Below are 25,212 nucleotides of genomic sequence, written 5' to 3' on the forward strand. Positions count from 1 at the left end.
ACGGAGACATAATTAAAAAGGAACCTTATACAGATTCCTGTTTGGCATGGGATGCATTATTTCTTTCAGGCAAAGCAAACATCAGCCAATACAAAAACGCACTTACAACAGCCAGCAGCGCCAGTATGAAGAATGTCCAGTCATATCCGATCCAGACTGTAAGCGGAATGGAGATAGGTGCAATGGTTTTCCCGATTGTAAATCGAAGGGAGGCAGCTGCAAAGTACTGGCCCCGCATATGATCTGGAGCAATTTTTGATACATAGCTCTGCTGAAGGCCGGCTGTCATTAATTCACCCATAGTGAAAACGGCCATAGCCAGAATTAATCCCCATATCCATTGCGTTTGCCCTAACATGATAATGGCTGCTGCATAAGTAAGAGATGATAAGATAAAGACATTTCTTTCCTTGTACTTTAACATCATTTTCGTTACGGCTACGGTAAATAAGGCTACGAGGAAGCCGTTCTCAGACAGCAGAATGCCAAAAGCCTGTTCTCCCTGAACAGAAAAGGACCAGTCATTCCATTTAAAAAGCGCCTGATTATGAACTGCTTCATTTGTATAGACAGGTATTAATAGATCAAGCTGCATAAAAGTCTGTGCAGCCAGAACACCTGCTATGATAAAAAGGAGAAAGGTTTTGTCCCTGAAGATAATGCCATAATCTTTCGTTTGCTTTAATAAAACTGCATGCCATTTACTATTTCCGCTTTCTATAAGTATTTGTATTGGCAATGTTTCCCTTGTCCACCGGGAAAGGATGAAAGATAATAGGATACAGATAATGCCGGCGGCCATAAGAAGCTGAAAACGGTAATGGACATAGAAAATGGCTCCTAAAATGGGACCCACCACAACTGCAATATTAATTGAAGTGTAAAAAATAGCAAATACCTGGCTTCTGTCCTTTTCCTCGACCACATCTGCAACCATTGCCTGGCTTGCCGGCCAATAAAATGAACCGAATATTCCCACAAAAGCAAAGCAGATAAAGCCAAGCACCGGAGAATCGAGCCAGGGTGAACTGGCAAATCCAAAAATGATGAATGAAAGTCCCTGTCCAAATGCAGAGAGAACCATCATTTTCTTGCGGCCAAAGCGGTCAGCTGTATAACCGCCCATTAAGTTGGCAAGTACGGAGAATACCTGAGAAAAAATGAGCAATAAACCAGCCTTGTCTTTTCCGAATTCATCCGCGAAATAAATCGTTAAAAACGGGAAGAACATCCAGAATGTAATATTCATAAGCGCTTCCCCAAATAACCTTACTTTTAAATTCTTATCCCAATCTTTTATTTTCATGCTGTTTCCCCAACTTCAATCTCAGAATAACGCTATCATACTACCAAAATTGTAAAAAACACAAGAAGACTTTTTCCAAAAAAGCCAAGCCTTGATTAGGCTTGGCTTTTCTTAATCAATATACAAAAAACATCAAGACCGTAGTAACTATGCCAACCCATATGGCCAGTAATGCACAGTAGCCCATTATATGACGAATATGAAGGCCAACCACACTCAGTATAGGAAGGGCCCAGAAAGGCTGGATCAGATTCGTCCAGGCATCACCCCAGCCTACAGCCATAGCCGTAATGGCAGGATCCACACCAAGCTGGAGACCGGCAGGCACTTGAAGCGGCCCCTGCAATGCCCACTGCCCGCCGCCTGAAGGAGCAAGAATATTGACGAGACCGGCGGACCAATAGGTGAATATATCAAAGGTGTCTTTACTTGCTATGGATGCCATCCCATTAATTATAGACTCTGCTAACCCGGAGCTGCCGAGAACGGCGATAATCCCGGCGTAAAATGGAAATTGCAGAATGATAGGAGAAATGGCAGAACCCGCTTCTTTAAAAGCATTGGCGTATTGTACGAGCGATTTATGAAGGATGAGGCCTAACGATAAAAAGGCAATATTGATAATATTCAAGTCAAGGTCACGCCCGTTTACAAACTCAAATATGATATAGATTACCCCGATTAATCCGGTAATGATGCCGAGAAAGGGTGTTCTTTCAAGCTTTCCGGCGGGAGTTTTTAAAACTTCCTTCTGTTCAGCGTCCTGCTTGGGTGCCTTAGGGGGAACGTATGAGATAATGCCTTTTTTGGGTGCCATCAGCACAATGAAAAGTGGCATAGTCATTACAAGAGCAATTAAAATCGCAATTGTTCCAGGATGGAAAATGGTCTCCGAAGTGGGGATGACGCCAGCCGCTTCCTCGAGAAAATGGCCCTTGGTCGCAACAGTCAAACCAATTGAGCTTGATAAACCAGCCGTATAAAGAGCAGTTGGTGCATAGGCTGCAGCCACCAATAGGGGGAAGTGTGCGTTCTGATTTCTTTTCCCAACTTCACGGGCAATAATGGCGCCAACGACAACAGCAAGGCCCCAGTTAATATAATAAGCAGCAGATGAAACGAGAAAAGTCAGCACGTAGGCCTGGTTGGCTGTCTTCGCTTTTGAGGACAGCTTTTCAAGTATACGCTGTACAGAAGGAACTGAAGCAAGCGCCATGCCTGTCATTAGGAGGAGCACCATTTGCATGGTAAAAGCAAGATACACCCAGAAGCCGTCACCGAAGGATTTAAATAGCTCAACAGGTTCGGAAGGCTTCATGAAAAACCCTGCAATAAACACAAACAGAGTCATTAATACCGCAATGACAAAGGCGTCCGGGAGATACCTTTCCACAAGCTTGGAGAAACGGTCTGCCACTCTGGTTAACATCTCTTCACTCTCCTTTCAGTATTAGTACATGCTATGGAGAGGACAAGCTGTGTATGCCTGTTCATAAAGAAAGAGCCCTGGCATCAGCCAGGGCTATATATTAATCCTTATCTTCCATGGCAGCCTTAAGCAAATCGCCAAGGCTTGTTCCAAAGGAATCTTCCTTCTGGGTGTATTTCTGAACAAGTTTTCGCTCTTCCCGTTTGTTGACGGCTTTCTTTTTGTCCTGTGCTTTTTCCACCACATTGCATGGCCGGCACTGGAAGTAGGCTCCTGCTTTGCCCTGGTGGATTTCCATTTTTTTGCGGCACTGAGGGCAGCGGCGGTTTGAAAGCTTTGGATCTTTGCGCTTTCGGAAATTACAATCAAGATTGGAACAGACAAGTATTTTTCCGTCCTTGGTATTTCTTTCTTTTAGGAAGGAATCGCATTCTGGACATTTTGAGCCCGTGAGATTATGGGCACGGTAAGATTTATCGCTCTTTTTAATCTCTGAAACCAATGTCCGTGTCTGCTTGCGGATATTCTGCAAAAACTCTTTGGGATCTGCTTTTCCGCGTGCGATTTTCTCCAATTCCTGTTCCCATTTAGCAGTCAGTTCCGGTGATTTCAGATCTTCATTCACCAGGTCCATCAGCTGTTTGCCCTTTTTAGTCGGAAACAGACGTCCATTTTGCCTTTCGATCGCTTCCGTATCAAGGAGCCGTTCAATGATTTCCGCTCTAGTCGCAGGTGTTCCCAAGCTGTATTTTTCCATCTGGGTCAATATGTCAGCTTCGGAATAGCGAAGAGGAGGTTCAGTAAGCTTGGCGGACAATTCAGCCGTTTGTACCGTAAAGCTCTGTCCTTTTGAGATGTTCCTAAGGCTCTGTTTTCCTGTTTCTTCATCACTGCTCCGTTCAACCTTGCGATAACCCAGGTCGATAACTGCTGTTTCCCTGGCAGTGAATGTCTCACTGTTAACTTCTATCGAAGCATGGATGGTTTCATACTTATAAGGGTTATGGAAAATGGCCAGAAATCTGCGCAGAATCAATTCGTACAGCTTCCGCTCATCAGCAGACAAATCACTGAGGTGTACACGTTCTTCAGTCGGAATAATTGCATGATGATCAGTTACTTTTTCATTATTAAAGACTCGCTTTGCCAGGACCTTGCCCTGATTCGCAAGGATCGGCTTCACTTCGTCCTTATAGGAAGCTGCAATGCCATGAAGGCGATCCATCATGGTGGCTTCCATATCTTTTGTCAAATAGCGCGAGTCAGTACGCGGATAGGTGACAAGCTTATGCTGCTCATAAAGTTTCTGCAGCACATTCGATGTTTTCTTGGCGGAGAAGCCGTAACGCTTATTGGCGTCACGCTGCAGCTCCGTCAAATCATAAGGAAGCGGCTGCGGCTCTGTTTTTTCCTTCCGGATAATGGAGTGGATAACTGCTTTTTGCCCCTTCACTTTAGAAAGGACTCCATCAGCTGCTTCTTTAGAAAAGATGCGCTTTTCACCATTTTTCTCCCAGTCAGCCTGCAGGGGGCCAATTTGAGCGCGAATCGTCCAGTACTCTTTTGGAACAAATTTTTGAATTAATGCTTCCCTTTCCATCACGAGAGCCAGTGTCGGTGTCTGCACCCGTCCAGCAGATAGGGGATCCTTGTATTTAGTAGTCAGGGCCCTTGTGACATTCAAGCCGATGAGCCAATCGGCCTCTGCCCGGCAGACGGCGGATTCATACAAATCTTCAAATTGTTTTCCTGGCTTAAGGTTTTGGAAGCCGTCCCGGATGGCGCGGTCCGTTACAGAAGATATCCATAAGCGTTTGATTGTCTTACGCCAGCGGATTTTCTCCAAAATCCAGCGTGCGACAAGCTCCCCTTCGCGTCCTGCATCAGTAGCAATGATAATTTCTTTAATATCCTTCCGCTTTGCCAGGTTCTCAATCGCTTTATACTGGTGGCTGGTCTGCTTCATCACCTTCAGGCCCATTTGATCAGGAATAATCGGCAGATCCTCCAGATTCCAGTTTTTGTATTTGGTGTCATAATGCTCAGGCATCTTTAACTCGATTAGATGGCCAAGAGCCCATGTCACGATATATTTATCGCCTTCCATATAGCTTTTATGAGATTGCCGGCATCCCAGAACCCGTGCAATTTCACGGGCAACACTGGGCTTTTCAGCAAGAACAAGTGATTTCATAAGAACTCCTTTCAAATTACATTCAGCCATTTCTGTACAAACTAAGTATAGCTGAAATTAATCAATATTTGTAATGGGATAAACTTTGATGGGCAGTAAAGTGAATAACTGCCTAAGTTGTATTGCTTTTCATCAGCCACAATTCATTCTACAATGAACTTACCCGTTTGTTTACAAATAGAAAGAGACAAGGTGAAATGAATGAATGCAAAAGATCGGCTTCTTTATGATTACATTCAGGAGAATTCAATCAATATCACAGATATGTGGCTGTCTTTAAGGGATAAACAGAAAGGTTCCATTTATTCTGCAGATGCAGACCCTGCTTATGAGAAGCTCCTGAGAGAACAAAATACGTTTACCAACCGCACCGTTTCAGCAGCTCTGATTGATGAGGACACTTTTAACGAGAATATGGAAGAATGGGCCATTACAGTAGCGGAGAGCAGAGTGGATTCTAATACGCCCATTTTTCAAGTGCTTGAAGCTTTAAGCAATGTGCGGGAAACCTATTGGCATTTTGTTGAAAAGTTCATTAACGAAAACAAGTCTGAAGTCACAGCAGATGATGTATTGAAATGGAGCACAATTATTAACAAGGCTTTTGATAAGCTCATTAATAAATTTTCAGAGAAGTATTATCAATTAACGACCAACAGGCTTGTTGCCCAGCAAAGTCTGATCAATGAACTTGGAACTCCTGTTATTCCGATAAAAGACCATACAGCTGTACTCCCTCTTATCGGAAATATAGACACCGAACGTGCACGAATCCTGCTGGAGGAAATTCCGAAAAAATGTGCAAAAGAAGATGTGGAACATCTATTCATTGATTTATCAGGTGTGGCCATCATCGACACGATGGTTGCCCATCAAATATTCTCTTTAACGACAGCTTTAAAGCTGCTGGGGGTAAAATCCACCATCTCCGGCATCAGCCCTGAAGTTGCCCAGACTTCCATTCAGCTTGGCCTGGACTTCACAGGCATTAATACTTACGGTACATTAAAGCAAGCACTGAAAAGAAAAGACATTGAATGAAATCAAGCTGGCAGAAATGCCGGCTTTTTATATAGCTATAATAAAAACGCTTTACTGTGTTACCATTCTAACAATCTAACTTGTTAAAAAATGGTAAAAATTAATTGACATCCTCTCATATGGCACATAGAATTAATTATATTCAGAAAATATATCAAAATTAGGCTGTGATAAAGATGAGGCATCTAAAAACTGATACTGCAAATAATCTTTTTAAAAAGGCTGTATTTCAAACCTGTGTTTGAGATACAGCCTTTTCTTTATCTCGCTAATGTACCGAGGAGGAAATGAAATGGAAAAATTGACAGATTCGATGATGACTTTAACTCGCGGGGAGGAGAACAAAGTGGTTACTTTAAATGGAAATACCCTTACTTTGTCTGAAGCCAAAAGAGTGCTTTTTGAAGGAGTAAAGGCTGCAGCATCGGAGGAAAGCATGCTGCGTGTAAAAAACAGCCGTGAAGCTGTTAAGAGAATTGTAAGTGAAGAAAAGGTCATTTACGGCATTAACACTGGCTTTGGCAAATTCAGCGATGTAAGAATTGATCAGGGAGATGTAGAGGATCTTCAGCTGAATTTAATCCGCTCGCATGCCTGCGGTGTAGGGGAACCATTTCCGGAGGCTGTTTCGAGAGCTATGCTCCTATTAAGAGCCAATGCTTTATTGAAAGGATTTTCAGGAGTCCGTCCTGTCGTGATAGAAACTCTTTTAGCGCTTGTGAATAAACAAATCCATCCTGTCATCCCGCAGCAGGGATCTCTTGGAGCGAGCGGCGATTTGGCTCCTCTTTCCCATTTGGCATTAGTGTTAATGGGAGAAGGGGAAGTGTTTTTCAAGGGGGTAAGAAAGCCTGCTCTTGAAGTGCTTGTTCAGGAGGGAATCGAGCCTTTAACATTACAGGCGAAGGAAGGGCTTGCCCTGATTAACGGCACTCAAGCGATGACGGCAATGGGAGTGATTGGCTATCTGGAAGCGGAAAAAATCGCTTATCAAAGTGAATTGATCGCTGCAGTTACAATGGAGGGCTTAAACGGAATTATTGATGCGTTTGATGAGAATATCCATCAGGCAAGAGGCTATCAGCAGCAGGTCGATACAGCAAGAAGAGTGAGGGAATATCTCTCAGGCAGCAGCCTGATCACAAGACAGGGAGAAATCCGGGTCCAGGACGCGTACTCCATCCGCTGCATCCCGCAGGTGCATGGAGCATCTTGGCAGGCGCTTGATTATGTGAAAGAAAAGCTTGAAATTGAAATGAATGCAGCCACAGATAACCCGCTGATTTTTGAAAACGGGGAAAGCGTTATATCCGGCGGAAACTTTCATGGGCAGCCAATCGCACTTGCAATGGACTTCATGAAAATCGCGGTTGCGGAATTGGCCAATATTTCAGAGCGCCGGATTGAAAGGCTTGTTAACCCGCAGCTGAGTGATTTGCCGCCATTTTTAAGCCCGGAACCTGGACTGCAGTCTGGTGCGATGATTCTCCAATATGTTGCAGCTTCACTTGTATCGGAGAATAAGACACTTGCCCATCCCGCAAGTGTGGATTCGATCCCCTCATCCGGGAATCAGGAAGACCATGTGAGCATGGGAACCATCGGATCAAGACATGCATATCAGATTATCCAGAATGTTAATAAAGTGCTTGCAATTGAACTGATTTGCGCACTCCAGGCAGCAGAATACCGCGGTTCAGATAAAATGGCTGATAAAACAAAACGTTTTTATGAAGAAGCAAGAAAAGTGGTGCCTTCCATCACAAAAGACCGCGTATTCTCAAAGGATATTGAAGCATGCGCGTCCTGGCTGAAAGAAGTGGAAGTAGACGCAATATAAGCAGCGGGGGTCTGAATGTTATTCAGGCCCCCGGCTTTTTAATCTTTGGCTCTTTCCTCAAGTTGCTTTGCTTCATCTTCTTCAAAGCGGTTCTTAAAAGCTTCCTGTGTCACAATAAATTCTTCGTCTTCCTGTGCTTCAGTTGTGTGGCGCTCGACCATTGTGTGTTCAGGAAATTCCCCAGGGTGATGTTTTCTTTTATGATTAAAATGGACTCCGCGTGACATAGTCTGGCTCCTTTCATTCTTGAATTCATATTCTTTCACTATTTTTCCCTTGGACACCTGGACTATGTACGGCTGATTCACTCAATATTTTCCGTTCAATTTTGTCTTTGGCCGCATAAGTATATATAGCAGAGACGAAAGAGGAAGGGAGGGGGATAGCCATGAACGATTCGAATGCCTCCGTATTTTGTGCGGGCCGGGGAGATCGAGCTCCTGTTTTTACTGCAGATGCTGTCATTGATCATCAAATAAAAAAAGTCAATTTGGAGAATTATATCGGAAAATGGGTTCTGCTGTTTTTTTATCCGAGTGATTTCACATTTGTCTGACCGACAGAATTGGCGGCGGTCGCCGCTGTGAATCCATATTTAAAAGCTTTAAACTGTGAAGTAATGTCCATCAGCACGGACAGTGTATACGCCCATAAAGTATTTAAGGAAACATCTCCCTCTTTGAAAAATGTAAATTATCCAATGGTAAGTGATCGAACCCATCAAATAAGCAGAGCTTACAGGGTTTTGGACGAGAATTCAGGAGCGGCCATCAGGGCATCCGTTTTTATCGACCCTAATGGCATTATTGCGGCGAAGATCATTTACCCTGGAGAAGTTGGAAGAAATCTGCATGAACATGTCAGAATCATGCAGGGAATTCAATATGCTCAGCAGACAGGAAAAGGTGTGCCGGCCAATTGGCAGCCTGGCCAGACCGGGATAAACATGGATCCGAACTTAATAGGCAAAATCTGAAGGGAGGAGGCGCAAGCTTTCTCTTGATTTTTCTGCAGGTCCTCCATATACATAATTGCTTTAATAAGCAGCGCTGAAAATATATAATAATAAGTAACAAATGAAGTGAAGGGGGAACTAGAGATTGGACTTCTTTTCTATACTGTCTGAAGATCGGATCAAAAAAGCGTACAAGGATGGCGAGTTTGATAATTTGCCAGGCTATGGGAAACCGCTTCCGTTCGATGACCTGTCTTCCGTCCCTGAAAATTTGCGCATGGCCTACCGCATCATGAAGAATGCCGGATTCACTGATGAAGAAAACCAAATGAAGAAGGAAATGCTAACGATCGAAGACCTGATTAAACAATGTGAGGATCAGGAAGAAAAAAAGGCATTGCAGAAGAAGCTTAACGAAAAGATGATCCGCTTTAACAGCATGATGTCGAAAAGAAGACAAAACACCAATTCATCCCTTTTCAAAAACTACGAAGAGAAAATTAACAATAAATTATTCTAATGGATCAGATGATTGGAATTGAGGAGAATACATGAACAAAGATGAATATATAACGGTCCTTGAAAAAAGAGTGGAAGAATATGAGGCAGCCATAGCGGATATGACTGCACCGATTATACCATCGATCATTCCCCAGACGATACTGGTGCCTATTACAGGCCTGCTCATGGCAGAAAGATTCGAAAAAATTACGGCTAAAATCCTGAATCATATTAAAGAGCATGACACTGAATTCGCCATCATAGATTTTACAGACATTACCGTCGACCGCATAGAGCAGATGTGCCTTTCCGAACTTGGACAGCAAATCCGCAACCTGACTGATTCCATTAACCTCATGGGAGTTAAGCCTTACTTTGTAGGAATGACCCCGCAGCTGATAAAGGAAATCGTCCTTTCCGGAATAGAGCTAAATGCTGAAACACATGCAACCTTCCAGGCGGGCTTAAAGCATTTAATGAAAATAAACAGCCTCGTCTTTCAAAAAATATAAATTCTCAAAAACTCCTCTCCTGAATAGGACAGGGGTTTTTTTCATTGAACAGGCACATTTTCTTTCCCTTTGGGGATTTGTCCATGCGAAAACCTCCGGTGGCACATATTCTATAGTATCCATGAGAAAGGAGGTAGAAATATGTCGAGAGATTGGAGAAGAAGATTTGAGATTAATGCAGATGAAGTAGAAATCAGAGCCGAAAGAGTTATTGTAAAAGAAGATGATGATCGCCGCCGTGATGATGTAGGTGGAGCGGAAGACCGCCGCAGGAAGCACCGTCGGGATGATGTAGGTGGAGCAGAAGACCGCCGCAGGAAGCACCACCGTGATGACGATGTATTTGGTATCGAAGACAATCGCAGAAACCATTGCGGCTGTGGAAGAGACAGTGTGGGCGGAGCAGAAGACGACCGCAGAAAACATCGCCGTGATGACGTACGCGGTGCTGGTGACTTATGGTACAACAGAGACTTAGCCGGATCTGGAAGAGGATGCAGACGCCGCCGAGATGATGATGACCGCAGAAGAAGAGGTTTCTGCGGATGCCGCTGGATCTAAAAACAATGAAAACGAAGGCAGGGGAAGCACCTCTGCCTTTTATATATGAAAAATTCCCTAAAGAACTGTAAAAATCATCCGAAATTAATAATAGAAGGTAATAGAGATTTTCAGACTACATAGAAGGTGTGGCTTGCATGGATAAAACAACGATTATAGGCGTAATATTAGGGATCATAGCAGTTGGAGTAGGGATGGTTTTTAAAGGGGTTTCCCCGTCTGTTCTGATTAATCCGGCCGCTATTCTGATCATTATCCTGGGAACTGCAGCAGCAGTGGCTATTGCATTTCCAACAAATGAAATCAAACGGGTGCCCAAGCTTTTCGGCATTTTATTTAAAGAAGAAAAGCTGATGAACCCTGCTGAGATGATTAAGATGTTTTCGGATTGGGCTCAGCTGGCAAGAAAAGAAGGATTGCTTGCACTTGAAGTCAAAACGAACGAAATCGAAAATACTTTTTTAAAGAACGGCTTATCTCTGGCCGTTGATGGGCAAAGTGCCGATTATATACGTGATGTATTAAGCGAAGAAATCGAAGCGATGGAAGAAAGACATCAGGCCGGAGCCCAGATTTTCAGCCAGGCAGGCACCTATGCCCCATCTCTTGGAGTGCTGGGAGCAGTAATAGGATTAATTGCAGCACTGGGTAATATGGAGGACACCACGAGCCTCGGTCATGCCATCAGTGCGGCATTCGTAGCGACTTTGCTGGGGATTTTCACAGGTTATGTGTTTTGGCATCCGTTTGCCAATAAGCTTAAGAGAAAATCCAAGCAGGAAGCAAAAATTAAAAGTATGATGATCGAAGGCATTCTCTCTATTTTAGAAGGGGAGGCGCCTCGGGTAATAGAACAAAAGCTTGCTTCCTACCTTCCTGCAGGGGAACGCCGGAAATTCCTTGAAGAAAGCAGCGTGGCGAAGGATGAGTAGGCGGAAAAAGAAGCAGCACCATGAGGAGCATGTAGATGAATCCTGGCTATTGCCGTATGCTGATTTATTAACACTGCTTCTGGCCCTATTCATTGTCCTATTCGCAATGAGTTCCGTAGATGCCCAGAAATTTCAGAAGCTCTCAAAGGCATTCAATGATGTCTTTTCAGGGGGGACAGGGGTATTTGAATTCCCAAGTCCAATGCCAGAAGGCCAAATGCAATCCACTGATGCTGTGTCCGAAAAGCCAAGCAAGGATTTGGAGGAGATGGCAGCAATGGATGAATTGGAAAAAGAAAAGCTGAAGCAGGCTGCCGATCAGGAAGAACTGGCAGAGCTGCAGCAAAGAGTCAATGCTTTTATTGAAAATCAAAACCTGGCGGATAAACTGGAAACCTCTTTAACCACCGAAGGACTGCTTGTGTCAATCAGGGATAATGTCCTGTTCGGCTCAGGAAGTGCAGAGGTCCGTGAGCAGGATTTAAATATGGCAAGTGAAATTGCAGAGCTTCTCATCATGGACCCGCCAAGAAACATTATCATAAGCGGCCATACAGACAACGTCCCGATCCGTAACTCAAACTTCGAGTCCAACTGGGAACTCAGTGTGATGCGCGCTGTCAATTTTATGAAAATAATTCTGAAAAATGACCAGCTGGACCCTAAATGGTTCAGTGCCAAAGGCTTCGGAGAATTCCAGCCGGTTGCCGGAAATGATACCAAGGAAGGCAGAGCGAAGAACAGACGGGTAGAAATTTTAATATTGCCAAGAACGGGGAATCAGCCTTAGGGGGCTGGTTTTTTTATTGAAATAAAAAAAGCGCTGAAATCCAGCCACTTTGAAGTGAAAAACATTATTCATTTGCTTCCTGTTCCGAGCCATCCGGTTTACACATGCGGCCGACCATTACACCAAATAGTAATACACAGGCAATTGGAATAGAAAAATTCAATACATGAACAATGGTCATTAGCAAACCTCCCAAAAGGTATTAATTACATTATATGCCAACGTCCACAAAAAAATATTCAGAAAATACACATAATTTAAGACTGACAAAAAGAAAAGAGCCGCAAATGGGCTCTTATAATGGAAGATCTGCTTCTGAATGAATGGTTTTTGGTTCTGTCTTTTTTCCATGGAGCAAATAGTAAACGAGTAATCCAAACAGTGCCACGCCCGCAAGCATAAAATAAAGTGAAGCGAAGCCTGTTTTTACAGCAAGTATTCCAAGAACATAGGATCCCAGTCCAATTCCGGTATCAAAAAGTGTGAAGAAGGTTGAGGTAGCAAGTCCGCGTTTAGCTGGATCAGCCTGCTTAATTGCAACCGTTTGGAGACCCGGAACAATGGTGCCATATCCCAATCCGATTATCGCACCTGACAGCAAAAACACAAAGGTACTGTTTGCCTGGCTTAGTAAAAATAACCCTGCTGCAAAAAGAATAATGGCCGGATAGATCACTCTATTTTCTCCGTACGCATCAAACCAGCGGCCTGTAAATGGGCGGGACATAATAATAAATGCCGCATATACCACAAAAAAGAAGCTTGCAGCTTCAAGCAAATCAAGCTCTTTCGCATAAACAGAAATAAAGGAAAGAATTCCTGAGTAAGCGAAAGCAAGGATGCCTGCAGAAATTGCCACGGGAACTGCACTTTTTTCAAATAAGCTTGAAAGGGTAAATTTTGGATGCTTCACAGAGTTCTCTGCTTTATGCGGTATTCTTACAAAAGCACCCAGCACGATAGCAATAAAAGATAAAACTGTACATAAAGCAAAAATCCATGAGAAATTTGCATATTGAACAATCGTCAAACCGGCAAACGGGCCAATGACCATGGCCAGATTCATGAACATTGCATAATATCCAAGTCCTTCGCCTCTGCGTTCATTCGGTACAATATCAGCAACGATAGCTCCAGTTGCAGTGGTAGCCATGCCAAATCCAACTCCGTGCAGGAATCTCAGTGCTAAAAGAGCGGGTGTAGAGTCAGCCCAGAAGTAAAGCAGAGAAGATACGGCAAATACAATCAAGGAAGCAATCAGGATCTTTCGGCGTCCAACCTCGTCAATCCATTTCCCTGTAAAAGGCCGGCTGATCACTGCAGCAATCAGAAAGACTGAAATAATCAGACCTACCTGTGTTTCATCCCCTTTTAAATCATCCAAAATATAAAGGGGAAGCGTAGTCAGCAAAACATAAAACCCCATAAATAAGAAAAAACTAGTAATAGAAATACTCAAAAAATCCTTCGTCCATAATGGCTGTTTCTTCATAGTTGTCCTCCTAACAATGAAGTACCAGGTACCTAGACCACTTTGGTGAACTGGTCTAGGTGCCTGGTACCATATTTTCTCTCATTTTTGCCATAATTGTGATCATCGTGCTGATTTCTTCTTCCGTAATATTCTGCAGGACATTGCTTTCACTTGATCTTACTGCAGCAAGCCAATTGTCGTATTCCTGGATGGCTGCATCAGTCAGAGAAATCAATTTTTCACGTTTGTCCTTTCCTGCCGTTCTCGTGATCCAGCCCGATTTCTCAAGACGGGCCAATGTCCTGGTCATGGTCGGAGCCTCAACGCCAAGATAAGAAGAAATCTCTTTTTGAGTGCTCGGGCCTCCAATTTTCAGACGGTAAATAATCGTCCATTGAGCAGCGTATAAACCAAGCGGCACTAAACTTTCATTAAGTACTTTGGAAAAATGGCGTGTAAATTGGTTAATAGAATGAAAAAATTCACTTTGATTAGGGTGCATGTATTCACCTGCTTAAAATAATTACCTAGCTAACTATACATGAAATTTACGAAAATGTCCACCTCTTCTATTCTTTTGCTAACTAAGTGTTTAACTGCCAAATAAAAGGGAATGGAAGAATAAGGGCAACTGTGCACAACAATAAGGGGGAAATTTTTTTGGATAAGTTATTAGAAGCCGTAGGAGATATTTCAGGATGGCTGTGGGGATATCCCATCATCCTATTATTAGCCGGAACAGGACTGTATTTAACCTTTTTGCTTGGTTTCTTCCAGTTCCGTTATCCGGTATATATTTTTAAGCAAACATTCGGAAGTGTGTTTAAAAAGCCGAAGGGGAAAGGAACCGTTACACCGCTGCAGGCACTCACTTCAGCACTTGCTTCTACCATTGGTGCCGCGAATATTGTAGGTGTGCCGGCAGCCATCATGTTTGGCGGTCCAGGTGCCGTATTCTGGATGTGGATCATTGCGCTCATTGGAATGGCCATCAAGTTCTCGGAAAGTGTATTAGCCATTAAGTACAGAGAAAAAAATGAAGATGGAGAATATGTGGGCGGCCCTATGTATTATATGACGAAGGGGCTTAACATGAAGTGGCTTGGTGTGATCTTTGCGTTCGCGCTGATGATTGAACTGATTCCAAGCATCATGGTACAGGGAAATGCAGTAGCAGCTGCGGTTGGCGAGACATTTAAAATTGATGGCCTTTATACAGGAATTGCTGTAGCAGTACTTGTTTCGTTAGTTGTTTTTGGCGGGATTCAGAGAATCGGCAAGGTGACCGAAATCTTTGTTCCGTTTATGGCTCTCATTTATGTAGGTGCGGCGTTAGTAGTCTTATTTATGAATCTTGGCAAACTTCCTGAAGTGTTGGAATTAATCTTCACTTATGCGTTTCAGCCAATGTCTGCAATGGGCGGATTTGCCGGAGCGGCAATTGGCGAAATCATTCGCTGGGGATTTGCTCGAGGATTATATTCCAATGAGGCAGGACTCGGAACCGCTCCGATTGCCCATGCTGCAGCCACAACCGATCACCCGGTGCGCCAGGGATTTTGGGCGATCATCGGAATCGTTGTTGATACGCTGATTGTTTGTACTGCAACGGCATTTGTTGTCCTATCCTCCGGGGTGTGGACAAGGGAAGGGGCAATGGAAGATCCTTCAGCCCTGACAGCAGCGGCATTTACGGAATACTTTGGATCATTTGGAGGTATTCTTGTTGCTGTATCCCTGGTATTCTTTGTCATTTCGACGATCATTGTCGTAGTCTTTTATGGATCCAAAATGGCAGAGTTCCTATTTGGCTCATTTGCCGGAAAAGCCATTAAAGTCGTTTACATTGCTGCCATTGTTCTTGGCTCAGTGGGAGCGGCGAAAACAATCTGGCAGTTCCTTGATCTGGCTCTTGCCATGATTTTGATACCAAACATCGTTGCTGTTCTCCTTCTAAGCAAAGAGGTTAAACAGCTGAAAAACGAGTTTTTCACTTCAGAAAAATATTATTTAAAGGATATTAAAAAAGATGATAATGCTGCGTAAAGTTTGGTCTTCCGCTTATGGCGGGAGGCTTTTTTATTAACTTCGCAAATTTTTTGAAAAATAACACTTGTGTTACAAATGGACATAAGTTTATAATATAGACAAAAGTTTAATAAGGCAGGGCTGGTCAATTATGAATGATAAAGAAATATTGATTTTGCAGCTGATTAAAGAGGATCCTTTTATTGCCCAAAACGAGCTGGCAGAAAAAACGGGACTTTCCAGGTCCGCAGTAGCCGGCTATATCTCTTCACTGACCAAGCAGGGGAAAATTCTTGGCAGAGCTTATATCCTGCCGCAAAAGAAAGAAGTGCTTTGTGTTGGAGGCGCCAATGTGGACAGAAAAATCCAGACAACAGGGCAGCTCCAATACGGAACATCGAACCCTGCAGAAAGCTCCCAATCCTGTGGCGGAGTGGCACGCAACATTGCTGAAAACCTTGGCAGGCTGGGCTGTGATGTGGGTTTGATGACAGTAGTGGGAGATGATCCGGAAGGCGAATGGCTTCTTGAATATACGAAAGCTTTTGCTGATGTCACTCCTTCACAGTCGCTGGCAGGGTCCACCACCGGTACCTATACCGCAGTGCTCGATAATGAAGGAGAAATGGCTGTAGCACTCGCTGATATGTCCATTTATGAAAGCGTTAGCAGAGAATTTGTCGAGAAAAAGTGGGGTTACCTGGCATCATCCGAAATGGTGATACTCGATACAAACTTCCCGCCCAAGGTTCTGGAACAGATTATTACAAGGTGCTATGAAGAGAACATTCCTCTTTGCATTACTCCTGTTTCTGCACCAAAAATAAAAAATCTGCCGGATGATCTGAAGGGTGTTACCTGGCTGATTGCCAACCAAAATGAGGCAGAAGCACTAACGGGGATGGAGATCAGCAATGAAGGAGACTTCTTTAAGGCGGCACAGGAGATTATGAAAAAAGGCGTTGAAAGAGTCGTTATCAGCCGGGGAGATAAAGGGCTGATCTACTTTACAAACAGGGGTGAAGCAGGTGTGCAGCTTCCTCCGAAGGTGAAAATTGCCGATGTGACAGGTGCAGGTGATTCGCTTGTATCAGGAATTATTTTTGCCCATTTAAAGGGCCTGAGCACAGAGGATGCCTGCAAAATCGGCATGTCCTGCTCCATGCTGGCTCTGCAGTCCCTTGAAACCGTTAATCCTAATCTTAACAACACACGCTTGCAGGAAACATTCAAACAATATTTCGACTAAGGAGAAGTGACATCATGTTAGAAAAATGGCTTGAGTACTCAGAAGAAGTGTTAGAAGCAAAGAAAGCAAATAAACCGGTTGTTGCCCTTGAGTCCACAATCATTTCACATGGAATGCCCTACCCGCAAAATGTTCAGACGGCAAAAGAGGTAGAGGAAATCATCCGCAAAAACGGTGCTGTTCCTGCAACGATCGCCATTTTAAACGGAAAAATTAAAATCGGTCTGTCAGATGAGGAACTGGAGTTCCTGGCCCAAAGCAAGGACGTGGAAAAAGCAAGCCGCCGTGACCTTCCATATTTGGTAGCGAAAAAGAAAAATGGTGCGACAACTGTAGCAGCCACCATGATCTGTGCAGAGCTTGCCGGCATTGAAGTGTTTGTAACAGGCGGAATTGGCGGAGTTCACCGCGAAGCTGAAACCACAATGGACATCTCGGCTGACCTTCAGGAGCTTGCGATGACCAATGTTGCTGTTATCTGTGCAGGTGCAAAATCCATCCTGGATATCGGGTTAACGCTCGAATATCTAGAAACCCACGGCGTTCCGGTCGTTGGATTTGAAACAGATGTATTGCCTGCCTTTTATACACGCACAAGTCCGTTCAGCGTGAACTACCGGGTGGATAATGCAGAAGAAGCAGCCGAAATGATCCGCACAAAATGGGAACTGGGCCTAAAAGGCGGCGTTGTCATTGCCAACCCAATCCCTGAAAAAGATGCGCTGGAAGAAGCGTTCATCACAAATGTTATTGAAACTGCTCTTAAAGAAGCAAAAGAAAACAATATCGCAGGCAAAAAAGTAACGCCATTCCTACTAGGTAAAGTGAAGGAGTTAACAGAAGGAAGAAGCTTGACAGCGAACATTGCATTGGTGAAGCATAATGCGGAAGTGGGCTCTAAGATTGCTGTTAGTTTGAATAAGTAAGGGGAAAGCCAGACTTAGGGAGTCTGGCTTTTTATACTGATAGAATGATAGCTGTGATGATGATGGCTAAATATAATAATAATCTTAAGAAATTGATCATCAGGATCTGTCCCTTCTGGAACCCATATATTAGATGATATGTACAGGGTCTTATATGGGGGAAGGGTGTTTGTCTATATGCAGTAAAAAGGGCACTTCCTTTGGAATGTGCCTCTTAATTTTGTATTCTTTTGGCATTCAGGATATACCGGGATGGTGCATTGCCCACATATGAGAAGGGGTAGCAGGTGGAAACAGTGAGAATTTCGTTAGGAGCGGTGGAGCGGATCACAGTGGTATCGTCTGCATCAACAATCTTAGAATCGGTAATTTCATATGTAAATTTACCATATGGCATGCTGACTTCAAAAATATCACCGATTTCAAGTTCGCCGAGTCTTCGAAAGACCGTATCCCGATGCCCTGACAATAAAATCTGATCGGGCTGCCCGGGAAGTACAGTTGTGGAGTAGTGGCCAACCCCTTTTTCCAGCTCATCCTCATCTGTTCCTTCTATAATGGGAAGTTCTGCTTTTAAACGGGGGATACTTAAGATGCCAATAGCTTCACCCTGCTCGAAGGATATATCTATTGGCTGTTCTGTTAGGAGAACACTTTTACTTTCTTTGTTTACTTCGTTCTGAATTCCTTCTTGTGCCTGGGCTAAAGAATCCTTTGTTTTCTTCTCTTGAGCGTACATTTCCTGCAGCGAGAACAGGACCAATCCGCCTCCGATTAAGATAAAGAAGGAGGCAGCTAATAGCAGCAAACGGCTTTTAACCTTCAATTAAGAATTACCTCCATTCAACTTCTTAAATTTAATAAAGTCCAGATAATAAGCGAAATCCTCTTTCGTAATTCCCTGCCTGATTGCTTCTTTGACAAGGGAAACCCACTCCTCATCCAGCTTAGACAAGTCTGTAATATCTTCTCTATTCTCTTCCAGCAGATCCTCAAGATTAGCATCCAGTGTCCTGGCGATTCGCGATAAAACCTGCAATGAAGGGTTCTCCTGTATGCCTCTCTCAATATAGCTTAGGTACGATTTGGATACCTCTGCTTTTTCAGAAAGCTCATTAATTGAGTATCCTTTCTTGATTCTTAAGGTTTTAATCCGGCTACCTATCATAGGCATAATACTCCCTTATCATAAAATGTAAAGACATTTTCATTATAACGAACAAAATGTTCAATAAAAAATGCAAAATAGTGAGAATTCTCGAGATATTCTTAGAAAAAGAACGAAAAACGTTCTTTAAAACGAAATTACGGCTGAATTTGGTATTTCTCAAAATAAGGCGGATGGACTATACTCGACTTATCGGTTCGATAAAAAGAACGAAACGAACAAAAACAAAGAACATCAACTCACTAGGAGGGGGTTCTTATACGATACAAACGGATTAGAAAATTTGGGAAGAAGAATAAGATCCTATTGCTTGCATTTAAGTTTGTGGCTGCCTGGTATCTGCTTATTGGGATGTCGGCAACTTTGACTGGGCAGACGAATGCCTATTTTAGTGATAGTGACACAGTAACTGGGACCATTCAAGCCGGTACCTGGGAGACAGAAGAGCCAGGGTGCTCTAAAGGTGAGAAGCATGGGGAATGGGATTGCAGCTCTCTAAAATTCGTTGGACAAAAGTATGATGGGCAGAAGATATATGCAACCATTCAAAACACAGGGTCAGATATGAAAACGAATGGAACATATGAAATTTATTACATTGAGAAAGGGAACCCCAAGAAAGGAAAGCCTGTTGGTGAAGTGCTGACATTTGCTCCTATTAAAGAAGGAAAAATAATAGAAGTTTCTTTTATTCCTCAGCAAAGTGGATCCTATATGTTTAAAGCCTATCAGCACAAAGATCATCCTGGAAATGGGGAGCTGTGGAGTGAAGCTATAACAGTAAGCATAGATGCAGGTAAGACTGACAATGTGGAAGAAGAAAAAACGGAACAAAAGGCAGATGTAACAGAAGAGACTGCCAAGGAACAGGTAAGCAATAAGACAGAGGAAACAGGCAAAGAAGCAGCTGAACCAACGAAAGATAAACCTCAAGAGAAGCCTGAGCAAAAGCCAGCAGAAGAACCAAAAGAAGAGCAGAAGGTAGAACAGCCTAAAGTTGAAGAAAAGCCACAAGAGAAACCAAAAGAAGAATCAAAGCCGGAAGATACCAAGGCTAAGTCTTCAGAAGCTCCTGTTAATTCTGAAGAAAGCACAAATGAGGCAGGTGAATAGCTTGAAAAAAGCATTGAAAATGATAAGCAACATTATAACAGCGGTTCTATTCATTAATTTAATTTTAATGGCCATCCTAGTGGTCTCCTCCAAAGCATCAGGAGGAGAGCCGCAGGCCTTTGGATATCAGCTTAAGACAGTGTTATCAGGCTCTATGGAGCCTACCTTCCAAACTGGATCTGTTATTGCAGTAAAGCCGCTTAGCTCTGAAGAAAGAAAGTCTCTTAAGAAAGATGATGTCATTACATTCCAAGCAAGCGAAGAAAAATTAATTACTCACCGCGTAATCGGTGTCAGCAGCAGCGGAGATCATGTCATGTATGAAACAAAGGGAGATAACAACAAAACTGCAGACATGGAACCTGTGCTATCTGAAAATGTAAGAGCTGTTTATACTGGTTTCACCATTCCTTATGTGGGATATTTTATAGATTTTGCTCAATCGAAAGAAGGAAGTGCCATCTTGCTTATTGGCCCTGGCTTACTGCTCCTGGGGTATGCAGCATTTAGCATCTTCCAGACTATAAGAGAAATTGATCCTAAAAGCAGCAAAACGGATTCAGAAGAAAAAACAGCTTAATTTGGTTGAACTCCCTATAGAAATACAGGGGTCAATATATAAAATTATACATACCCAAAAAGGGGTAAGAGGAGGAAGCTTTATTATGAATCTTAAGAAAAAATTAGGTATGGGAATTGCATCAGCAGCTTTAGGTATTTCATTAGTTGGTGGGGGGACATTTGCATATTTTAGTGACAGTGCAGAAGCCACTGCTAAATTTGCAGCTGGAACATTGGATTTAAGTGTAAGTCCAACAACTATTATTGATGTAAATAATATTAAACCAGGAGATACTATGCTCCGCTCATTCAAATTAGTTAATGGTGGTACCTTGGATATAGCTACAATTGATTTAATGACTGATTATAAAATTAATGATGCAAATGGAAATAATGGGGATGATCTTGGGAAACATATCCGTGTAAATTTCTTAATAAATGCTGATAAATTAGACGCGCCAATTTGGTCAACAACACTTTATGATCTGAAAAATTCAAGCCCTGATGTAATTGCTGGAAACTTCTGGAGTGGTTGGTTTGCAGAAAATGGAGGAAATTTAGCAGCAGGCACTTCTGATACTCTTTATGTACAATATGAGTTTGTAGAAAACAATGCTGATCAAAACGAATTCCAAGGAGATTCTTTAGAACTGAAATGGACATTTGACGGTAAGCAAGGCGCTGGTGTTGCAAGATAATTATTTTTCAGAACAAAGGGTGGGAATTAATTTCCCGCCTTTTGTTAAATCTATCGTTGTGAGGGAATGCCATGAAAGTTAAAAGTTTGCTGGCAAAACCTATAAAAATATTTATTATATATAGCTTTGTTTTCTTAATTGTTTTTGGAAACAAAACTGCAATAGCACTGGACAAGGAAATTGATATTAATACGAACTTAGATAACTCAAATAGATACCTATTTAAAGTAGAAAACCTAAAACCAGGCGACTGGATGCCGCGAAATATAACGATAAAAAATGATGGCAATCAAGATTTTAAATATACTTCTAACATTGGAAAATCGAAGTCTATTAAAGGACTTTTTGAGGAATTAGAGCTTGAGGTTAAGAAAGATACAAAGATGCTTTACGAAGGAAAACTTAAGGATTTTAAAGGCTTCTCTCCCAGAGAATTAGGGAAGGGGACAGAAGAAACTTTATTTTTCCAAGTAACAATGCCAGAGCATTTGGGAAATGAATTTCAAAATTCCGCCGCAGAGGTTGAAATCATTTTTCTTGCGGAAGCAACAGGTGATTCTGGAACCGACAACGAGACTCCCGGATCAGGAGATAATAATTCTGGAGGGGGAACTAATACTTCACCACCATCAACAGATGCCACGGTAATTCCAGAGAAAGTGAATAAGCTCCCAAATACCGCAACTAATAATTATAATTTATTACTTATTGGTGCACTATTTTTAAGTACTGGAAGCGTAATTTTATTATGGCGTTATAGAAGGCTTCGGAGTGATACTTAGATTAAGGCCTGAGGAACTGATTCTTTAAGGCCTTAATTTTAATTCGTGTTTAGAACTTATTTAAGCAATTAATGAATATAATCAAATAGCTGCTCATTAAGCGGTGAACTTATGAAAAAAAATCTGCAGTATCTTGCCTTCATTAATCTTCTGGATAGTCTCTTGACGTTCTTTGGAATTAGACTATGGCTGATTGAAGAAGTGAATCTAATAATGGATTTTCTATATACTATAGAACCCCTATTATTTCTTTCTGTTAAAGCTGTTTTTTCAGGCTTTTTAATTCTAAACTCAACTTCGACTAATTTTCCAACGTAAACCAAGGTAAAGAAGAGGTGCAGCTTATTTTTATTCATTCATATTAGTACTTCATGTTTTATGGATTTATGAAGATCTATCTTAATAACCGATAGAGTAAAAATACTATTCTTAGTCAAATAAGGAGGCTGAAAATGTACCGAAAGAACTGCAATAAATGCCACAAGCCTTCATACAGCAGCAGTGAATCGGGTGACTGGCTATGCCCGATATGCGGATCTAATTTAACGGATGAAGTCTTTCTGAATGCTATGACCCTCGAACCAGTCCACACGACCTTTAAAAAATGTATAAATCCGCATACCGATTCAATAAAACAAATCAGCAAAAATTTCAGAAAAAGAATCGGACTTTCCTACTACTCAAAAAAGAGTTCGACCATTAATAACAACTTCCTTTAAAAGATGAGGGGTACAGGTAATCAAAAGAACCTAGATCAATTAGAAATTTGTCGAAAATCAAATTAATTTAATATTAAAATAATTAATAAAAATTACAAAATCTGACAACGTTAGCAATACGGCCATAGTAGAATACATTTATGGTAAAAATTTCTTTGAGCCGATAGGCGCAGAAAAAGGCAAACTCATTGAAAGATGAGGACGCAAAGTCACGGGTCTAAGGTATTGGATGATACTACGATGGCTGGGTTGCCTGGAATACGATATGTATCCTGGGGGGAAGAATTTTGACGGAGCAAAATGTAAAGGTCGAAGGAATTGATTTGGAGTGGCTGCAGTTAATTATGGAAGCAAAGAACCTAGGCCTGCAAAAGGAAGAAATTAGAGAGTTTTTACATAATAACAAAGCCAAAGAGCTTCTGATGGAAGCCTAATATCCGGTATTGCTAAGTATTTCTGTTAGAGGTATCTCTATATACGGAAATGCTTTTTATTTTGGCTGTTTTCGTAAAGTTTGTTGCTATTTAATAAATTGATTTAATTTACTGAGTTGATTGGAGCGGAGGGGACTTGACTCCTGCGGGAGGCTCCCGTTCCTCCCCGCGGAAAGCAAGTTCCCGCAGCGGAAATCAACGGGCAGAATAATAAGCAAAAACAACACACTATGAGAAAGGATCCTAATTTTGCAAAAAAAATAAGCCTGTACCTTCAGGCTCATTGCATCTATGATTTTTGTCCGCTTCTCCACTTATTAAAATCCAAAAACTCCCGAAATTGCTCCTTAGAAACACCAGACTCCATCGCTTCCTTTACAATTTTCATCCATTCTGAATCGAGGTCTTCCTTGTTGATCTGCTCATGGATCAGATGGTCCACGGGAACATTCAGAACACCTGCGATTTTCTCAAGAAATTGAATCGATGGATTAGTTTGCAGATTGCGCTCAAGCGAGCTTAAATATGATTTTGCCACACCGGCCTGGTCGGCAAGCTCGGATAAGGACATTTTCTTTTCCTGGCGAAGTTTTTTTACACGATCACCGATCATCGTATACCACACACCTTATTTTGTATGTAATAGGATTATATCATATATCTAGTTCCATATTAAGAACGATTTGTTCAATATTATTACCATCATACCACAGTGTCAACCGGTTTAAATAGTTAGTTATCTGTGATTTATAAAAATATATCTTTTGTCGCTCGCAAAAAGTAATGCTCCGCGTCAGAGGACGGGAGCATTTTGGTTTTCAATAATGTGAATAATTTGCTGTGCAGCAGCTTCCACATCATCCGCATTTACGTGGTGGAATTGGCCTTCATAGTCATGCTGTTTAAAAGCATAGCGCGGATCGTAATAGTGTTCTAATAAAAGCTTTATAAATAGCTCGTAGTTTTCTGCTTCAGCTGATTCATCCAGCTGCTCGCGGATTTCAGTATCTTTCAGACGTTTTTTAATAAACACAAGGCTTTCATCCACTTTCGGCTTGAACCATTCTTCTCTTTGATAAGGTTCCACATAGTCACGGAGGATACGCTGCACACGGGACTCCATGCTGGCAAACATATCAATATGAATACCAGTTTTTTTGGTATCAAGAAGCTCGTCCGGCTGAACAGCCTTTCCTATTCGCTTGCTTTCAGCTTCCATAATAATATAAGGGGAACCTTTAACCTCAGAAAGGGATTGATACAATAGTGCATCAAATGTTTTTTGTGTGCTGCCGTCTCCCATGCCAAAGGATCCGAAGATTGAACCGCGATGTCCTGCCATTTCTTCAAGGTCAATAACAGGATATCCTTTTTCGCTTAATACCTTCAGCACATCCGTTTTCCCGACGCCGGTCATTCCGTGCAGAACAACTGCTTTTTCAGGAATCAAGTCTGCTGTGTTTTCAAGAATATATTGACGGTACGCTCTATAGCCCCCAATTAAACGGGGGATTGAAACGCCTGCATACGTTATAAATGTGGTGACCGCTTTACTGCGCATGCCGCCGCGCCAGCAGTAAATGACAGGCTGTAAGCCATCATTTTTCAGGTCTCTGATTTTCTGCATCATGGACGGAATTTTAGGTGAAACGATTTCCATCGCTCTCCACTTAGCCGCATCAGAACCTTCTCTCTTATATAGTGTTCCGATTTCCACACGCTCTTCATTGGTGAAAAGCGGAACATTGACAGCACCGGGAATGCTGCACTCCTCAAATTCAATTGGAGACCTGACATCGACCGGAACTGCGTTGTCCATTTGGATATATTGTTCGACTGCTATTTCTCTCATTATTATTGCCTCCAAAAAATAATGCTATATATCGTCCGAAAAGGAACGTTAATTGATTTTACTCTCTCTATTATACAGGATTTTGAAAATATAGGTGTCTCCCACAATCATACTCCTATTTTTAAAAGTTTGTTCTAATAATTTTTT

28 protein-coding genes and 1 riboswitch are annotated in these 25,212 nt (G+C 42.2%); of the genes, 18 read left to right on the plus strand and 10 right to left on the minus strand.

The features are described from left to right. Positions 1 to 25: 25 nt before the first annotated feature. The 3 genes from MKY20_RS26605 to MKY20_RS26615 all read right to left on the minus strand — a co-directional run bounded on the left by MKY20_RS26605 (position 26) and on the right by MKY20_RS26615 (position 4,929). The gene (locus MKY20_RS26605; RefSeq protein WP_251267266.1) at positions 26 to 1,306 is read right to left on the minus strand and encodes an MDR family MFS transporter; all 1,281 of its coding nucleotides are present in this window, start codon (positions 1,304 to 1,306) and stop codon (positions 26 to 28) included. 115 nt (positions 1,307 to 1,421) lie between these two features. Next, positions 1,422 to 2,735, minus strand: a complete 1,314-nt coding sequence (locus tag MKY20_RS26610) for a short-chain fatty acid transporter (RefSeq protein WP_251267353.1) — start codon at positions 2,733 to 2,735, stop codon at positions 1,422 to 1,424. A gap of 100 nt (positions 2,736 to 2,835) precedes the next feature. After that, entirely contained in the window at positions 2,836 to 4,929 is a 2,094-nt protein-coding gene (locus MKY20_RS26615) for a DNA topoisomerase III (protein ID WP_251267352.1), read from the minus strand. Between the two features lie 201 nt (positions 4,930 to 5,130). On the opposite strand from MKY20_RS26615, the gene MKY20_RS26620 reads away from it, so the two are divergent. Both MKY20_RS26620 and hutH read left to right on the plus strand, forming a co-directional pair. Continuing rightward, the gene (locus tag MKY20_RS26620; RefSeq protein ID WP_251267351.1) at positions 5,131 to 5,970 is read left to right on the plus strand and encodes an STAS domain-containing protein; all 840 of its coding nucleotides are present in this window, start codon (positions 5,131 to 5,133) and stop codon (positions 5,968 to 5,970) included. 346 nt (positions 5,971 to 6,316) lie between these two features. Then, entirely contained in the window at positions 6,317 to 7,810 is a 1,494-nt protein-coding gene (gene hutH / locus MKY20_RS26625; protein ID WP_026041753.1) for a histidine ammonia-lyase, read from the plus strand. 38 nt (positions 7,811 to 7,848) lie between these two features. On the opposite strand, the gene MKY20_RS26630 is transcribed toward hutH, so the two are convergent. After that, positions 7,849 to 8,118: a hypothetical protein gene (locus tag MKY20_RS26630; RefSeq protein WP_306576498.1), complete on the minus strand. Its 270-nt coding sequence runs from the start codon at positions 8,116 to 8,118 to the stop codon at positions 7,849 to 7,851. Positions 8,119 to 8,198: 80 nt separating this feature from the next. Between MKY20_RS26630 and MKY20_RS26635 the strand changes: the two genes are divergently transcribed. The 6 genes from MKY20_RS26635 (at position 8,199) to motB (ending at position 12,061) form a co-directional block, all read left to right on the plus strand. Beyond that, positions 8,199 to 8,786, plus strand: coding sequence for a peroxiredoxin (locus MKY20_RS26635; RefSeq protein ID WP_226280810.1), 588 nt, complete (start codon positions 8,199 to 8,201; stop codon positions 8,784 to 8,786). Between the two features lie 124 nt (positions 8,787 to 8,910). Continuing rightward, on the plus strand, positions 8,911 to 9,285 hold the full coding sequence (locus MKY20_RS26640; protein ID WP_019382427.1) for a DnaJ family domain-containing protein: 375 nt from the start codon (positions 8,911 to 8,913) through the stop codon (positions 9,283 to 9,285). Positions 9,286 to 9,316: 31 nt separating this feature from the next. Continuing rightward, the gene (locus tag MKY20_RS26645) at positions 9,317 to 9,778 is read left to right on the plus strand and encodes an STAS domain-containing protein (protein ID WP_251267349.1); all 462 of its coding nucleotides are present in this window, start codon (positions 9,317 to 9,319) and stop codon (positions 9,776 to 9,778) included. A gap of 141 nt (positions 9,779 to 9,919) precedes the next feature. After that, a complete protein-coding gene (locus MKY20_RS26650) occupies positions 9,920 to 10,339 on the plus strand; it encodes a hypothetical protein (protein WP_251267348.1) in 420 nt (139 codons plus the stop codon). Positions 10,340 to 10,476: 137 nt separating this feature from the next. Next, complete coding sequence (gene motA, locus MKY20_RS26655) at positions 10,477 to 11,271, plus strand: flagellar motor stator protein MotA (protein WP_009334916.1); 795 nt, start codon at positions 10,477 to 10,479, stop codon at positions 11,269 to 11,271. Next, entirely contained in the window at positions 11,264 to 12,061 is a 798-nt protein-coding gene (gene motB / locus MKY20_RS26660; protein WP_251267347.1) for a flagellar motor protein MotB, read from the plus strand. Before motA ends, motB begins: the two co-directional genes overlap by 8 nt. Positions 12,062 to 12,356: 295 nt before the next feature. Here the strand turns inward: motB and MKY20_RS26665 are convergent, their stop codons facing one another. Together MKY20_RS26665 and MKY20_RS26670 are read right to left on the minus strand one after the other, a co-directional pair. After that, positions 12,357 to 13,553, minus strand: coding sequence for an MFS transporter (locus MKY20_RS26665; protein ID WP_251267346.1), 1,197 nt, complete (start codon positions 13,551 to 13,553; stop codon positions 12,357 to 12,359). A 55-nt stretch (positions 13,554 to 13,608) separates the two neighbouring features. After that, positions 13,609 to 14,037: a MarR family winged helix-turn-helix transcriptional regulator gene (locus tag MKY20_RS26670; RefSeq protein ID WP_019382422.1), complete on the minus strand. Its 429-nt coding sequence runs from the start codon at positions 14,035 to 14,037 to the stop codon at positions 13,609 to 13,611. Between the two features lie 158 nt (positions 14,038 to 14,195). On the opposite strand from MKY20_RS26670, the gene MKY20_RS26675 reads away from it, so the two are divergent. The 3 genes from MKY20_RS26675 to MKY20_RS26685 all read left to right on the plus strand — a co-directional run bounded on the left by MKY20_RS26675 (position 14,196) and on the right by MKY20_RS26685 (position 17,738). Next, positions 14,196 to 15,581: an alanine/glycine:cation symporter family protein gene (locus MKY20_RS26675; RefSeq protein ID WP_009334912.1), complete on the plus strand. Its 1,386-nt coding sequence runs from the start codon at positions 14,196 to 14,198 to the stop codon at positions 15,579 to 15,581. A 133-nt stretch (positions 15,582 to 15,714) separates the two neighbouring features. Next, a complete protein-coding gene (locus tag MKY20_RS26680) occupies positions 15,715 to 16,812 on the plus strand; it encodes a carbohydrate kinase (RefSeq protein ID WP_009334911.1) in 1,098 nt (365 codons plus the stop codon). Between the two features lie 14 nt (positions 16,813 to 16,826). After that, on the plus strand, positions 16,827 to 17,738 hold the full coding sequence (locus MKY20_RS26685; protein WP_019382419.1) for a pseudouridine-5'-phosphate glycosidase: 912 nt from the start codon (positions 16,827 to 16,829) through the stop codon (positions 17,736 to 17,738). Positions 17,739 to 17,952: 214 nt separating this feature from the next. Here the strand turns inward: MKY20_RS26685 and MKY20_RS26690 are convergent, their stop codons facing one another. Both MKY20_RS26690 and MKY20_RS26695 read right to left on the minus strand, forming a co-directional pair. Next, the gene (locus MKY20_RS26690; RefSeq protein ID WP_251173973.1) at positions 17,953 to 18,564 is read right to left on the minus strand and encodes a class D sortase; all 612 of its coding nucleotides are present in this window, start codon (positions 18,562 to 18,564) and stop codon (positions 17,953 to 17,955) included. After that, a complete protein-coding gene (locus MKY20_RS26695) occupies positions 18,565 to 18,906 on the minus strand; it encodes a helix-turn-helix domain-containing protein (protein ID WP_019382417.1) in 342 nt (113 codons plus the stop codon). Between the two features lie 273 nt (positions 18,907 to 19,179). On the opposite strand from MKY20_RS26695, the gene tapA reads away from it, so the two are divergent. The 7 genes from tapA to MKY20_RS26730 all read left to right on the plus strand — a co-directional run bounded on the left by tapA (position 19,180) and on the right by MKY20_RS26730 (position 23,213). Beyond that, positions 19,180 to 20,019 (plus strand): amyloid fiber anchoring/assembly protein TapA, encoded by an 840-nt coding sequence (gene tapA / locus MKY20_RS26700; RefSeq protein WP_341004435.1) that lies wholly within the window; start codon positions 19,180 to 19,182, stop codon positions 20,017 to 20,019. A 1-nt stretch (position 20,020) separates the two neighbouring features. Then, positions 20,021 to 20,599, plus strand: a complete 579-nt coding sequence (gene sipW, locus MKY20_RS26705) for a signal peptidase I SipW (RefSeq protein WP_251173971.1) — start codon at positions 20,021 to 20,023, stop codon at positions 20,597 to 20,599. A gap of 85 nt (positions 20,600 to 20,684) precedes the next feature. Further along, the gene (locus MKY20_RS26710; protein ID WP_341004403.1) at positions 20,685 to 21,278 is read left to right on the plus strand and encodes a CalY family protein; all 594 of its coding nucleotides are present in this window, start codon (positions 20,685 to 20,687) and stop codon (positions 21,276 to 21,278) included. A 71-nt stretch (positions 21,279 to 21,349) separates the two neighbouring features. Continuing rightward, positions 21,350 to 22,060: an LPXTG cell wall anchor domain-containing protein gene (locus tag MKY20_RS26715; protein ID WP_251173969.1), complete on the plus strand. Its 711-nt coding sequence runs from the start codon at positions 21,350 to 21,352 to the stop codon at positions 22,058 to 22,060. Between the two features lie 111 nt (positions 22,061 to 22,171). Beyond that, on the plus strand, positions 22,172 to 22,378 hold the full coding sequence (locus MKY20_RS26720; protein ID WP_251173968.1) for a DUF5658 family protein: 207 nt from the start codon (positions 22,172 to 22,174) through the stop codon (positions 22,376 to 22,378). A 134-nt stretch (positions 22,379 to 22,512) separates the two neighbouring features. After that, positions 22,513 to 22,779, plus strand: a complete 267-nt coding sequence (locus MKY20_RS26725) for a hypothetical protein (protein ID WP_217025751.1) — start codon at positions 22,513 to 22,515, stop codon at positions 22,777 to 22,779. Between the two features lie 168 nt (positions 22,780 to 22,947). After that, a riboswitch (cyclic di-GMP riboswitch) is annotated at positions 22,948 to 23,036 on the plus strand. A 30-nt stretch (positions 23,037 to 23,066) separates the two neighbouring features. Then, positions 23,067 to 23,213, plus strand: coding sequence for an anti-repressor SinI family protein (locus tag MKY20_RS26730; RefSeq protein ID WP_019382411.1), 147 nt, complete (start codon positions 23,067 to 23,069; stop codon positions 23,211 to 23,213). A gap of 289 nt (positions 23,214 to 23,502) precedes the next feature. On the opposite strand, the gene MKY20_RS26735 is transcribed toward MKY20_RS26730, so the two are convergent. Then, entirely contained in the window at positions 23,503 to 23,826 is a 324-nt protein-coding gene (locus tag MKY20_RS26735; RefSeq protein ID WP_048010430.1) for a helix-turn-helix domain-containing protein, read from the minus strand. 180 nt (positions 23,827 to 24,006) lie between these two features. After that, positions 24,007 to 25,065, minus strand: coding sequence for a tRNA 2-selenouridine(34) synthase MnmH (gene mnmH / locus MKY20_RS26740; RefSeq protein WP_251173967.1), 1,059 nt, complete (start codon positions 25,063 to 25,065; stop codon positions 24,007 to 24,009). Positions 25,066 to 25,212: the final 147 nt, after the last annotated feature.

Origin of the sequence: Cytobacillus sp. FSL W8-0315 (genome assembly GCF_038002905.1) — a bacterium.
Taxonomy (GTDB): Bacteria; Bacillota; Bacilli; order Bacillales; family Cytobacillaceae; genus Cytobacillus; species Cytobacillus pseudoceanisediminis.

Coding starts and splice junctions, on each gene's coding strand:
- MKY20_RS26715 (WP_251173969.1), top strand. CDS start 21,350: ATGAAAGTTAAAAGTTTGCTGGCAAAACCTATAAAAATATTTATTATA.
- MKY20_RS26620 (WP_251267351.1), top strand. CDS start 5,131: ATGAATGCAAAAGATCGGCTTCTTTATGATTACATTCAGGAGAATTCA.
- MKY20_RS26665 (WP_251267346.1), bottom strand. CDS start 13,553: ATGAAGAAACAGCCATTATGGACGAAGGATTTTTTGAGTATTTCTATT.
- MKY20_RS26605 (WP_251267266.1), bottom strand. CDS start 1,306: ATGAAAATAAAAGATTGGGATAAGAATTTAAAAGTAAGGTTATTTGGG.
- MKY20_RS26645 (WP_251267349.1), top strand. CDS start 9,317: ATGAACAAAGATGAATATATAACGGTCCTTGAAAAAAGAGTGGAAGAA.
- MKY20_RS26610 (WP_251267353.1), bottom strand. CDS start 2,735: ATGTTAACCAGAGTGGCAGACCGTTTCTCCAAGCTTGTGGAAAGGTAT.
- MKY20_RS26685 (WP_019382419.1), top strand. CDS start 16,827: ATGTTAGAAAAATGGCTTGAGTACTCAGAAGAAGTGTTAGAAGCAAAG.
- MKY20_RS26615 (WP_251267352.1), bottom strand. CDS start 4,929: ATGAAATCACTTGTTCTTGCTGAAAAGCCCAGTGTTGCCCGTGAAATT.
- MKY20_RS26670 (WP_019382422.1), bottom strand. CDS start 14,037: ATGCACCCTAATCAAAGTGAATTTTTTCATTCTATTAACCAATTTACA.
- MKY20_RS26720 (WP_251173968.1), top strand. CDS start 22,172: ATGAAAAAAAATCTGCAGTATCTTGCCTTCATTAATCTTCTGGATAGT.
- MKY20_RS26695 (WP_019382417.1), bottom strand. CDS start 18,906: ATGATAGGTAGCCGGATTAAAACCTTAAGAATCAAGAAAGGATACTCA.
- MKY20_RS26680 (WP_009334911.1), top strand. CDS start 15,715: ATGAATGATAAAGAAATATTGATTTTGCAGCTGATTAAAGAGGATCCT.
- motA (WP_009334916.1), top strand. CDS start 10,477: ATGGATAAAACAACGATTATAGGCGTAATATTAGGGATCATAGCAGTT.
- MKY20_RS26725 (WP_217025751.1), top strand. CDS start 22,513: ATGTACCGAAAGAACTGCAATAAATGCCACAAGCCTTCATACAGCAGC.
- MKY20_RS26710 (WP_341004403.1), top strand. CDS start 20,685: ATGAATCTTAAGAAAAAATTAGGTATGGGAATTGCATCAGCAGCTTTA.
- motB (WP_251267347.1), top strand. CDS start 11,264: ATGAGTAGGCGGAAAAAGAAGCAGCACCATGAGGAGCATGTAGATGAA.
- mnmH (WP_251173967.1), bottom strand. CDS start 25,065: ATGAGAGAAATAGCAGTCGAACAATATATCCAAATGGACAACGCAGTT.
- MKY20_RS26735 (WP_048010430.1), bottom strand. CDS start 23,826: ATGATCGGTGATCGTGTAAAAAAACTTCGCCAGGAAAAGAAAATGTCC.
- MKY20_RS26650 (WP_251267348.1), top strand. CDS start 9,920: ATGTCGAGAGATTGGAGAAGAAGATTTGAGATTAATGCAGATGAAGTA.